Source organism: Lactobacillus sp. VURO6/B1 (VP7) (genome assembly GCF_058139575.1).
The window spans coordinates 75,171-87,383 of the sequence record NZ_JBVOWJ010000008.1 but is presented as its reverse complement, the minus strand read 5'-3'; the positions used below and the strand labels follow the sequence as shown (position 1 = coordinate 87,383).

Here is a 12,213-nt window from a genome sequence, read left to right as displayed (position 1 = left end):
CCTTTCATAGACTAAGGAGTGTTTAAACTAGCTAAAATTCCTAGTTTAATTCCATAACTCAAATCTTTGCCCGATGTATGACCAATTTCAAGAATGGAATTTAGCTCACTGTCTATATCTTTAAAATTATGGTTTTTAAAGGATTTATATAATTGATAAACTTTGGAATTAACATATCCTTGCGTTGCACAGATTAGATAAGCTTTACTAACGTCTGTAGTAAGCTTTAAATTATTTCTTATTTGTTTAACTAAACTAGATAAATAAGTATTTGCTTTATCGACAAGCAATAGCACAAAAATATATCCACAAAGAATATCATCACCACTTGGCGTTAATCCCTTTCCTCTACCAAGTAGCCAAGTAACAATTTGCTCTGCATTAAAATTCTTGAATGTAATCATTTCATCAGAGAATTTTTTTAATAAAGTATTATTAGGAATACCTATTCTTTGATCGACTTTGCAATTGTTTAAGACTTCTAAAGTTTTCTTTAATCCTTTTTCTGGAAAATAATTTAGAGGCTTAATTTTCAATTCGACAATATCAAAGTTTTTAACATCGATTCTTTTAATCCCGTCTTGCGTGTAAAAAACTATATTATTATCCAAAAATTTAACTATATTGTTTTCGGTTACACTTTGGATAACTGACTTTAAATTTTTTTCAGAAATATTTATGCCAAAACAAGACAGGTAATTATCAAAGCAACTTATATTTATTAGTCGCAAACCAACTTGAATATTAAGTGAATGTGCAAAAATTGAATGTACTCTGCCAATATGACCAAATTTGTCAACAGGATAGATATAACTACTAATTTGAGCAACACATGAATCAGTCAACTGTGATACCTAGAGTTTTAGCATAAGTTTCCAGAGCTTTTTCAAAGCAAGTTAGCGGAGCTTTAACCGTACCAGCACCAATTTGACCGACACCTGGTTTTTTATGTGCAATACCAGTATTAATAATTGGCTCAATCCCAGTTTCCACAACTTTTCTAATATCAATACCTAAATTTGTACCCTTAAAGTCCCAAGTTGGGATGGTCCAATTAGGATTATGAGTTGTATTAATTTTTTCCATCGAGTTAGAAATTCTTAATGCGTCTTCAAATCCGCCAGCACCGACAAATCTGGTCACACCAGGAGCTGCTACCATGGCCATGCCACCGACACCAACAGTTTCTGTAATCGAAGAGTCACCAATATCTGGATTCGCATCATCTTCAGAAAATCCTGCAAAGTAAAGACCTTTAGGAGTATTTACAGGTGCCTTAAACCATTGGTCTCCCATACCGGCAATTCTGATACCAAAGTCACGTCCATTTCTAGCCATGGCAGTTACGATAGTTCCTTTTTGGTACTTTCTAGCGGCATCAGCAATTGACTTACCAGTAGCCATCATAATGTTAAGGAAAAACTGGTCAGTATCTGCCAAGAACTTAATTACGTCATACCTGTCTTTTTTACTAATATCCAATTCAGTAATAAGTGGTGCCATTGCACACAAGAAGTTGGCCGAAGCAGCAATATTCCTTTGATGAAATTCATCACCCATTGTAATTGAGCGAGCAATTAAGACATTTAAGTTAAGACCATCATCAGTTTTCTTCAAAGCTTTTGATAAAACCGGGCCTAGAACATCCCTCATCCAAACTAAACGATCAATAACCTCTTGGGAATATGCACCAAATCTTAATACCTTACCAATACCTTCGTTCAAGGTACAATATGCTCTTGTATTGTCCAATCTGTTTTCAACAATAACTACAGGCATATTACCTGAAGTAATGCCTCCCATTGGCCCTACTGCATGGACAGAATGACAAGGCATTAATTTTACTTCTCCATTTTCCAGTAACTTTCGTGCCTCAGATTCATTTTCTGCCCAGCCTTCAAATATAGCTGCACCAACACATGAACCTTGCATTGGACCTGTCATTTCTTTATAGGTAATTGGTGGACCCGCATGTAACAAAGTTTTATTTTCTGTATTCAATTCCGGGATAACTGTCTTAGCCGGAACCACGTCAACTAAGAAAGGCTTAGCATCCTTAAATCTTTGGATTACTTTATCATTATCCCTATCAATTTCATCATCATATTTTTCTAAGGCATCGAGTAACTTGATCATTCGCTTATTGCCATTAGCACGTGGTTTCCAATTAAATTGAACAGTTTTGCCACCATATTTGACGATTGATTCATTAAAACTACTAATACCTACATTAATTACTCTAGGTTTTGTGGTTAATAATTCTTTTACTTTATCATTAACTTTTGGTAAAGCAACCTTTTTACCAGTATAAGGTACAACTTTCTTATCTGGTTCAGATATCTGTATTCCCTTTAATTTCAAAGCTAATTGAACAGCTTTTGCATTACTCTTTTGAACCAAAACTCCATGATTTTTTAAGCGTTCAACTGTTTCGTCATAGTTTTGTGGATCTTTATTAGTTCCTACAACTGTAGCCACAAAGTAAAGTGGTCTGCCTTCTTTCTGAGCCTTGGCTTTTTCTTCATCAATTACAGGAATTAAAGCACCTGCCATGTCATCACTTGCACCATAACCCAAAACAACATCAAGCAAAATAACACCTGTATGTGGATCTTGACAATATTCGCGCATCTTATTAATGCGAACCTCAGGATCAATCATTGGGTGTGGCTTACCTTGGGTATAAACATCATCTCCCAAGTCAATGACATCATATCCATCTGTTTTTAGAATATAACCTTCTTCTTTAGTCAAATGACCTAAGTCAAGTGCTTCAGAAATTAACATGCCGGCTTCATTAGCTAAAGTACCGCCAGAATATAATCCCTTAATAGTTTTATCTTTTGATAAAGTTTTTACATTAGCTGGTAATTCAACTTTTTCAAAATAATTCTCTTTAACTTTTTGGCCTGCCGCTAAGTCAACTGCAATTTTTGCTGTCTCTTCTAATGTATGTGCTAAGTACACATTACCCTCATAATGAGTAGGTCTTTCACCTAAAAAGTCTGCAACAACCGGTTTATTACAGCTTTCAAGGATTTCCATAACTTCATCTCTAACTTCCTTTGCAGGTGGCTTAGATATGACACAAATAACGTCTGTAGGTTCGTGCTCTTCTAAAGCTGCAATAGCATCCTTAACAGTAATTGCATCTACTTTGTCGCTCAAATCGCGTCCACCAGTACCAATAGCGTGGATAACACCATTGCCCAGTCTGTCTATAATAGTGGTTACTTCTTGAATTCCAGTACCTGATGCTCCGACAATACCAATATTTCCTGGTGATACAACATTAGTAAATGCCAATGGAATACTTGAAATAATTCCTGTGCCACAATCGGGACCCATCATTAAAAGTCCCTTTTTATGAGCCAGCTTTTTTAGTTTGACTTCATCTTCTATAGAGACATTATCTGTGAAAGAAAACACATTTAAATCATGTCTTAAAGCCTTTTCCATTTCCGGAGCACCATACTCTCCAGGAATACTAAATAGGGCTAAATTTGCATCAGGCATTGCCTTTAGAGCATCATCCCAATTATCTACTGATTCAATTTCATTACCTGAATCATCTTTTTTAGTAGAAAGATCTTCAAGAAATGAATGGACTGCTGGTAAAACCTTATCCATAACTTTATCATCATCACTTCTAACAACTATCATTAAGTCATTAGGTGATGCAGCTTCAGCTTCTTCAGTCAATAAATTAGTATTATTTAAAATATCCTTGTTGGCTTCTGTACCCATCATTATTTGACTCATCTGAACTTCAGACAAATCATTAATCTTATTTGTCAATAACATAAGATTAATTGAATCTTGATAGTTATCTTTTAAGATCACCGTCTTAAGCATTTTCATACCTCCAATTTATTTATTAAGTTTTACAATTCACATTGTATGGAAGCTAATAAGCGCTTACAATGGTAAAAAAGTAAAACTATTTAGTCTTTTTTTATCCAAATGGATAAAGAAAAATAATTTAAGGAGATTTAGTATGAAACTATACGATCTGTTAGAATTACCTATTTTTAAAGAAAGCAAGCTTCTAACACCAAATTTGAAAAAAAACACTGAGATTAATTCAGTAATGGTATTAGAAGCTTTGGACATAGAAAAATGGTCACGTAAAAATCAAATGATTTTAACATCTTTTTATGCTTTACAGAAATTGTCATATGACGAAGTGAATACTTTTTTTAAAAAGATGGTGAAGATCGGAATTAGCGGCATTATAGTAAAAGTTGATAGACTTATTAAATTGGTACCACGCTGGTTTATAAACTTGTGCTATAAATATAGAATTCCGTTAATCAAAGTTGGTACTGAGTTAAATTATGAAAAAATTTTATTAGCGATATATCAACCAATTTTAAATAATCAATCACTAGTTTTGGAAAACTACTACAAAACAAGACAGAGGTTGATACCTTTAGCTGATAGTTTTGTCTCTTACGAAGTTTTACTAAGAGAGTTTAATAATATAACTCACTATCCCTGCTTGTTATATTTAGCATCAAACTCGACCTATTATAGAAGCAAAGACATGCCTAAAAATGTAGTGATTGATGAAGGGAGACCTTATACGGAAGAAGATTCTGAATTTGTCAAAAATAAATATTATTTATTTAGACTTGAATCATTTGATAATTATCAAACATATAATGCTACAAAAATTGAATTTACAAATAACAATACAACTGAAAATAATTCATTGTTAGTAATTCATGATTCTCAAAAATTAAGTGAATCAGATACAATGATTTTCGAAAATTTTATTGATATTATTCAAAATAAATTACAAACAGAGTATGCCCTAAAGCAAAAAGAATATGCTCATTTTAACAATATTGCAGACACTATATTGCAATATCCTGTTTTAGACGACAGAGAACTCGAAACTTTATTAGACGAAGTTAATTTAAACCATTATAAATATTATCAAGCCTGTGCTTTTTTTACTTCAGATTTGAGCAAAATAGAGCTTTATAATATCAGAACAATACTTCAAAATTGTGAAAGATATAGTATTTATTCTGAACATCGTGATTATATAATCATACTTTTTAATATTGAAGCCCTCTCCAATCAGCTAAACTCAGAAGCAATTGAAAAGAAATTGTCTAAATATTTTAACCTTCACGCAAATCTTTCAGTTGTTATTAGCTCAGTCAAAACAAGACGCAACATGCAAACTATTTTAGATGAATGCTTAAAAGCCTTGAGTTTCAATTCAAAAATTTTCATTGGTCACGCTTTTTCAATAGAACACTTAGGAATATTTAGATACTTTTTATCAGTTAAAAATCCTAATGCTTTAAATAAATTTATCCCGCAAAACCTGATAGATTTAAAGAAGAAAAATAATGATTTATTTAGAACGCTAAAAGTGTTTTTTGATAGCAACAAAAATTACAAAAAAGCATCTGAAATACTATTTGTACATGAAAAAACAGTGCGTTATAGGATAAAAAAGATTCAAAATTTATTACACATTGATTTTGAAAATCAGATCGACTTGATCAATTATCAAATTTCAACTTATTTACTTAGTATGGAGAAAAATAATGAAACCTAATATTCAAAAATTATCAAATTCAATGCAATACACTATATGGATGCCCGAAACTTCAGTTTCTAATATCTTAATTTATTTTCACGGAGGTGGTTTAATATATGGAACACGAAACGACATTCCACACGCTTTAACTAGTACTTTCTTAAAAAAGGGGGTTGAAGTTATTGCTCTAGATTACCCATTAGCTCCAAATTCATCCTTAAATACAATTTTAGAAACTTCTTTACAATCATTCTTAGAATTATATCAAACTATAATTAAGCCACAAAATTTCAATTACATGTTATGTGGTCGTTCAGCTGGGGGCTTCATTATGTTCTGGTTAGTTAACCAGATTATCAAACTAAGCACTATTAAAAACCCCACTAAGATTATTAATTTTTATGGCTATTATGATCTCAAAGATAGCAATCGGAGTAAAAAACTAACAGATAAACCTATTTCAAAAGATTTAATTCTCTCAATAAATATAACTAACTTTATTCATGATGACTCGGCTTTGTCCAGATATCCCCTATACTTATATTTAGTAGAAAAAGGCGAGTTGCAAAAAGCTTATGATATCAAAGAAAACGAAGTTAGCAAATATTCAATTACTAAAGCGGAGTTAAAAAAATTTCCTCCTATCTTTTCCGCTGCCAGTATATCAGACAAAGAAGTTCCCTTTAAGTACAGCAAATCATTAAAAGACCTCTCCCCAAATAATGTTTTTTACCCGCTTTATTACTTAGATCACGATTTTTTAAAAGAGGTAGACAATCCTCAAGTACAAAAAGTATTACAAAATTTAGAAAATTGGATTTAATAACTCACTGATAAAAGTCAAAATTATAATTTTTCAGGCTTTCACTTCTTTAAATCTTGATTCAGGGACAGAAAACTATTTGTTTTAATGTAACAGTATAATCAGTTGCGTAATCAATTCATTATTTCCTATGTCCAACACTTATATTGATAAGGATGTCAAATAGATTCAGGAATATTAACTTCTATAAAAATTTAGTATTGCTGTAAAAATGAGAAACCAGTGTATATCAAATGGTCTGACGAACTTTATGTTAGAAAAAAATACCAAGCATTTTAATAGCCTGGTACTCAAATCATGTTAAATTCTAATCATTTTTATCTTCAACTTTGTAAAATTTAACTCGATTAATTAAATAGTCAAGTAAGAACACACAGATTAAATTTAAAACAATGATAAAGAGTATCAATAACGGGTGATCTTCTTGCTCATCTGTCATATTCAACAAATATAAAGTTTCAAAGCTAATTGGTGCGCCTTGTAATACCATACAGTAAATTAAGTCATTTTCGACTTGCTCAGTAAATGTATCTTCTTTTACCTCAAACCAAGCTGTAGCAATTATTGTCATGATGAACGCACTAATTGACCATATTAAGTTAAAATTCGGCTTATTGGAGAAAAAAAGCGCCATTCCAAATGGACACAACAATAGTAAGGCGGCTCTTGCTAATTTCATTTTCATCTCATTTCCTGTAACCTTTCTTTTTTTGAATTTTTTAATTATTATCTAATTTATAATTATAAATGAAATATAATGTTAATCAACAGTTTAATCAGTAATTGCGATTAAATCATAAAAAATAATAAGTACTGCGCTTATTCTTATAATATTTGGCAATAAATTTAATTTAATTTTCATTACTCGCTTTACATCTTAATAGTTATGTACTAACCTATAAGTTATTATTATCATAGGTATAACTGAAATTTTAAGTTAAATTAAAACTGCTTTTTGTATCTGAAAAAAATTCTGAGAGACATAGAAAAGTTGGTATCTGTGAAAAATTTAATATTGCTTTGTGCATAATAATTCTTGGCAATATCATGATTGGAGCTATTAATAATGATCAAAAACCAGACTACGATGAAAGAACAACTGCCAATAGATCATGGCTATAAATATTTATGGTTTATTGTATTAGGCGCATTCTTATTGGTTTTAATCTTACCGTTTTTCAAATCTGTTGATTTAAGCGTTGGCGCCTTAGGTCTTCTACTATCAGCTTTGGCGGAAGTATTGACAACATTTTTTCAACACAAACATATTACCTTTATTATAAGTTTGGTTTTAGGTTGGCTATTAGCTCTAATAATTAGTGTTATTCTGTTTTTTTACATTATGTGGGCTTCAGGCAACATGGTTTTCGTCAAATAATGAATTTAAATAAATATCGCAACAGAAAAGAAAGAGCATCAAAACAGGCAAACCACTTAAATTGTGGTTTGCCCGCTTTTTAGTTGATGCTCAAATAGCAGAGTCCGCTTAATCATCATCTAGCTAATCAATCTGTTATATTATTCTTTTAGTGTCCCGGTAATTAAAACTAATGAGGCTAGACTTTAAAAGCTGCGCGCTATTTATCGTGTTCTTTGTGCCATTCTTTAATCTGCTCCAGCCTCTTTTTAAAGCGGTCTTCATGACCCTGCGAGGTTGGCAAATAATATTCGTGTCCCTCTAAACTCGGTGGCATAGTTTTCATTGTCGTTAACTTGTCTTTAGCATAATGCGCGAGCTGGTAACCTTTACCATAGCCTAAATCTTTCATTAACTTAGTTGGGGCATTGCGAATCTGCAAAGGTACTGGTTCATCAATAGTCTTCTTAACATCTTCTTCAGCGGCTAATCTAGCTTTATAAACCGCGTTTGATTTCGGCGCAAGTGACAGATAAATCACAGCTTCTGTCAAATGCACATCACATTCCGGCATACCTATAAATTGACAAGCCTGAAAGACATTGACCGCGACATTCAGTGCATTAGTGTCTGCCAAGCCAATGTCTTCACTGGCAAAGCGCACTAGTCTGCGTGCAATATAAAGTGGATCTTCTCCACCTTCAAGCATCCGCGACAGCCAATAAATCGCTGCATCTACATCGCTGTTACGCATTGATTTATGCAAAGCGGAGATGGTATTGTAGTGTTCTTCTCCGTCTTTATCATACAGGACTGACTTTTGGGTAATTAATTGTCCCAGACTATCCATAGTCACAGCAATCGTATTGCCAGTTTTATGACCGTTTAAAACTGCCATCTCCAGCGTGTTTAAAGCTGTTCTGGCGTCACCGTTGGCAAATTTGGCAATGGCTTTAATCTCCTGCTCACTGATTTTGACGGTTAACTTGCCAAAACCGTTAGGGTTGCGCAAAGCATTTTGCAATAACTTGATAATATCTTTGACTTCAAGCGGTTTTAAGACAAAAACCTTGCAGCGTGAAAGCAGCGCCGAGTTAACTTCAAAGGAAGGATTTTCGGTCGTAGCACCAATTAAAATGATACTGCCACGTTCAACGTAGGGTAAAAAAGCATCTTGTTGTGCTTTATTAAAACGATGGATTTCATCTACAAATACCAGCGTTTTTTGCCCCACTTCGTGTTCTGCTTCAGCCTGCCTCATAATTTTGCGGATTTTAGTAATGCTGCTGTCAACCGCACTAAAATTAAAAAAGCTCGCTTGACTCTGCCGGGCAATTATTTCAGCCAAAGTCGTTTTACCAACTCCCGGTGGTCCCCAAAAAATCATTGAGGAAACCTGGTCATTATCTATGATTTCTCGTAAAATTTTTCCCGGTCCCAGCAGCTGTTCTTGTCCCACAAACTGATCTAGATTTTGGGGACGTACGCGGTTAGCCAAAGGCTCATTTTGCCCACTGTTTGCAAATAATGATTCTTGCTTCATCATTACATCTTCTTTATTTACTTCTAGATACTTACTAACCTAATTATACAAGTATTTGTCCGCTAGAAAAACAAATGAACATCTGTTTGCTCTGATTTTACTAACTAGTTTGCAGTACAATGATATAAGTAAAGAAATTGGATATTATTCTGGTGTCTCTGAGCAAAAACCAACTTATTATTACCAGCAGGCAGAAACAGTTAATGGTAAAGACTGTTATGCCATAGGGAAAAATCGTTATGTTAGAGCAAATAACGTTGACAGCATAGATGGCTACCCTCATATCTATCATGGCGTTACCTATGCCACTGTTCTTAAAAAGACGACAACTCAAACATTAACCAACGATTCTACCAAGCACGTTCTGAAGAAGGGGCAAAAAATTAAAGTTGATCTAGCGGTTGAGCCTTGGGCAGAAGACTTTGAGGGCTATATCTATCGCCTGCATGATTATCCTAACGAATATGTTGGTCAAAGTTACATTAAATTGAGAAACTATTTGCCAACATCAAGTTACGATGAACTTACATTCACCTATGTAAGGCCTAATACTACTACAAATACTAAATTCTATAATTTTGACGGTACTCCAACAGGTATCAGTTACAGGAACCGGAATCAAAACCCTTTGACCGTTGATGGTCTTTATTACTTATGGGTACCTAGCGAAAACAAAGCAGAACTGTTTTATCACTTTTTAACCTACAGAATAGACAGAAACTATTTTGTTAATAACGACGGCACTGACCTTAAAAAACCAGAGTTTGATAAAAATAATAAACTAATTGAATCGACAGAAGATAAGATGCATTATACTAACAGCTTTGTCAAAGCTAGTGATGTTACTTTTGCCAGTGGAATTAAACTTACCCCTCTCAATACTGCTAAAGACGCTGAGAACGATCAGAAAGTAGCAACAGATAAGGATAAGCAAGAATTGCAAAGAAAATTTGAGGAAAATAAGAATAACAAGAATGTTAAGTGTGAGCAACAAAGCGCAGTAAGTAATTATAATAATGCTTTGATGATTGCTTCTTCTATTTTACAATCTCCAAAAGCAACGATTGCACAAGTAAAACAGGCAATTTGGCTACTTGACACAACCAAAATTCAATTAAGTACTTTAAACTTCGCTGAATGGAGTTAAATTAAAAAAATCGAGTTAGTCCACCAAATAAGAGTGGTTTAACTCTATTTTTATTGCTTAATTTATTGCTTAATTTGAAAACTAACTAAATCATGCAAAAATATTGAAGGCCACGCAAAAATTTAAGTAATTTATATAATAAAACAATTTTAAATATCAGTTTAGGGTACAATGATATTAACTTAAGCGATTTTTTGTGAGGTCATAATATGAAATTTTTCAAGAAAGTTGGCATTGGCTTAACAGCCCTGGCCCTATCCACCACTCTATTTTTGCCATATACCGCTAACTCCCAAACGGTAGAAGCAGCTCAGAAAGCCAAAGGAAAAGTCACACTGCTTGAGAGTGATTATGTTTACAACCCGTCAGGCCATAAAATAAAATTGAAGAAAAATCGGGGTACACATAGCTATAACATTCCTAACGGCTTTAATGCTGATCCCAAGGGCTATTTGACTACAGAAATGATAGTTTATGATGATGACAGTAGAACCAGCTATCCCTACTACGGCACTAAAAAAATTAACGGACAAAAATTTTACCACTTGGGGCATAACTATTACATTAATAGTGCTAATGTTTTAAAAGTCAATGGGCGCAATATCACACAAGGTAAATTGACTATCAAACACGATGCACTGATTTACACCAAGACTGGCAAAACAACGGGAAAGAAACTAAGAACTAATACAGTTGTTAAGTACCAAGGAAAAGCTAAGACTGCTACTAAAGCACCCAAATATTTTTACTACCTTAATGATGTCGCAAGGTACTTCCAAGCCAAATACGTACCTGCCCACAAAATAAAAGGAAAATATTTTTACTCCTTAGGACATAATCGTTACATTAAAGCAGCTAACGTCGGCTATATTAACGGTCACATTGCTCGCTACAACGGTGTTTCGTCAGCGACTGTTCTTAAGAACACCGCCAGCATAACGGTAAATTATTCTGCCGTTAAACGTAAACTGAAAAAAGGACAGAAGATTAAACTTGATTTAACTGTTATTCCTTACCAAAATGATGGCTTTGAGGGTTATCTTTACAGACTGCACGACTATCCGGATGAATATGTTGATGAGAACGATGTTAAATTGAAAAAGAATTTGCCTATCATTGACTATCGCGACTTAGTTTATACTTACGTTACGCCAGTGACAGACAACAGCGTTGAACTCTATGACACAGCTGGCAAGGCAATTGGTAAACGCATCATAAAGCCGCAATACAGTAATCTGACAGTTGATGGCTTAATGTACCTCTGGGTACCTGAGGAAAATAAGGTGGAACTGTTTTATCATTGTTTAAATTACAGTGACGCTAGTGTGATTGATGCCAACCAACCAAACTCGGTGCCAAATTCAGAACCAACTTACCCTGCAAAAAAGCAAGCATTAATCTATGGCAATAACTTTATTAAGGTGAACGATGTGAAATACGTCAGCGGGTTAAAGCTAAAGGCACTGAATACGATTGAGCAGGCTGAAAATGGGCAAAAGATTGCGACAGGAGCTGACAAGCAGGAACTGCTCACTCTTTTTAATGAAGGAAAAGATATAGCACAAAATAGCGCTTATGATAATCTCATGTCTAATTATGATTGCGCCTTAAGAACCGCTTCTGCTATGTTAAGGTCTGATAAGGCTACTGTCACGCAAGTAGATGAAACTGTCTGGTACGTTAAAACCGCTAAAAAACAGCTGACAACTATGTCTACCCCTCCCGGTGATTAAATGGCTACTGGTCAGAGCAATATTAGTTTTACTAAAATAGTCCAAGCAAA

The 12,213-nt window shown here is 33.8% G+C and carries 9 protein-coding genes; 5 read left to right on the top strand and 4 right to left on the bottom strand.

Annotated features, from left to right (window positions below):
* Nucleotides 1–11: 11 nt before the first annotated feature.
* Nucleotides 12–845, bottom strand: a complete 834-nt coding sequence (locus ACZ2M0_RS05910) for an oxamate carbamoyltransferase subunit AllH family protein (protein WP_490058847.1) — start codon at nucleotides 843–845, stop codon at nucleotides 12–14.
* Entirely contained in the window at nucleotides 838–3,855 is a 3,018-nt protein-coding gene (locus tag ACZ2M0_RS05905; RefSeq protein ID WP_490058846.1) for a bifunctional FdrA/YlbE family protein, read from the bottom strand. The genes ACZ2M0_RS05910 and ACZ2M0_RS05905 overlap by 8 nt, the downstream gene beginning before the upstream one ends.
* Before the next feature lie 142 nt (nucleotides 3,856–3,997).
* Between ACZ2M0_RS05905 and ACZ2M0_RS05900 the strand changes: the two genes are divergently transcribed.
* Nucleotides 3,998–5,578 (top strand): PucR family transcriptional regulator, encoded by a 1,581-nt coding sequence (locus ACZ2M0_RS05900; protein WP_490058845.1) that lies wholly within the window; start codon nucleotides 3,998–4,000, stop codon nucleotides 5,576–5,578.
* Nucleotides 5,568–6,383, top strand: a complete 816-nt coding sequence (locus ACZ2M0_RS05895; protein ID WP_490058844.1) for an alpha/beta hydrolase — start codon at nucleotides 5,568–5,570, stop codon at nucleotides 6,381–6,383. Before ACZ2M0_RS05900 ends, ACZ2M0_RS05895 begins: the two co-directional genes overlap by 11 nt.
* A gap of 307 nt (nucleotides 6,384–6,690) precedes the next feature.
* Here the strand turns inward: ACZ2M0_RS05895 and ACZ2M0_RS05890 are convergent, their stop codons facing one another.
* On the bottom strand, nucleotides 6,691–7,062 hold the full coding sequence (locus ACZ2M0_RS05890; protein ID WP_490058843.1) for a hypothetical protein: 372 nt from the start codon (nucleotides 7,060–7,062) through the stop codon (nucleotides 6,691–6,693).
* A gap of 387 nt (nucleotides 7,063–7,449) precedes the next feature.
* Here ACZ2M0_RS05890 and ACZ2M0_RS05885 point away from each other — a divergent pair, with 387 nt between their 5' ends.
* Nucleotides 7,450–7,761 carry a hypothetical protein gene (locus tag ACZ2M0_RS05885; protein WP_490058842.1) on the top strand — a complete coding sequence of 104 codons (312 nt, stop codon included), beginning with the start codon at nucleotides 7,450–7,452 and terminating at the stop codon, nucleotides 7,759–7,761.
* 199 nt (nucleotides 7,762–7,960) lie between these two features.
* On the opposite strand, the gene ACZ2M0_RS05880 is transcribed toward ACZ2M0_RS05885, so the two are convergent.
* A complete protein-coding gene (locus tag ACZ2M0_RS05880) occupies nucleotides 7,961–9,283 on the bottom strand; it encodes a replication-associated recombination protein A (RefSeq protein ID WP_490058865.1) in 1,323 nt (440 codons plus the stop codon).
* Between the two features lie 55 nt (nucleotides 9,284–9,338).
* Between ACZ2M0_RS05880 and ACZ2M0_RS05875 the strand changes: the two genes are divergently transcribed.
* Both ACZ2M0_RS05875 and ACZ2M0_RS05870 read left to right on the top strand, forming a co-directional pair.
* On the top strand, nucleotides 9,339–10,430 hold the full coding sequence (locus ACZ2M0_RS05875) for a hypothetical protein (RefSeq protein WP_490058841.1): 1,092 nt from the start codon (nucleotides 9,339–9,341) through the stop codon (nucleotides 10,428–10,430).
* A gap of 209 nt (nucleotides 10,431–10,639) precedes the next feature.
* Complete coding sequence (locus ACZ2M0_RS05870) at nucleotides 10,640–12,163, top strand: SLAP domain-containing protein (protein WP_490058840.1); 1,524 nt, start codon at nucleotides 10,640–10,642, stop codon at nucleotides 12,161–12,163.
* Nucleotides 12,164–12,213: the final 50 nt, after the last annotated feature.